This window comes from Chryseobacterium sp. HMWF035 (assembly GCF_003094695.1).
GTDB lineage: Bacteria > Bacteroidota > Bacteroidia > Flavobacteriales > Weeksellaceae > Chryseobacterium > Chryseobacterium gambrini.
Genome location: NZ_QEHP01000143.1, coordinates 38,178 through 38,578, shown reverse-complemented (window position 1 = coordinate 38,578; position 401 = coordinate 38,178). Strand labels below are relative to the sequence as shown.

At 38.7% G+C, this 401-nt stretch carries 1 protein-coding gene; it reads right to left on the bottom strand.

Features of this window, described 5'->3' with window-relative positions:
- The coding region (locus DD829_RS22560) for a DNA adenine methylase (protein ID WP_194294707.1) at positions 1 to 206 on the bottom strand (206 nt) is incomplete at its 3' end.
- Positions 207 to 401: the final 195 nt, after the last annotated feature.

The following is a 401-nucleotide window of genomic DNA, read 5'->3' as shown; positions in this document are numbered from 1 at the left end:
TGAAGGGTGAGTTCTATTTTCTTTTTAAGTTCCGGAAAACGGGTTTTGAGGACTTTATAAAAGTTGATGATATTTGCGTTCACATCATTGATGATCTCGCAGGGGGCAATCTCCGGCTTCATCCGGAAGATTGCACCACCGCCAAAATACGGCTCACAATATATTTTAATATTTTTTGGTAGCAGGGGAATGATCTCCACCGCCATCCTTACTTTTCACCCGAAGTAGTTAATGACAGGCTTAAATATCAGATTGTTTTTTAACATTTTTTGTTTTTGTTTAAGGATAAAGTAACAGATTGCAGGAAGTAAATGGGAGGAAACAGTATATAAAACAATTACCTGCAACCTACTGCCTGAAACCTATATACACAAACAGCCCGGCAAAAATCCGAGCTGTAC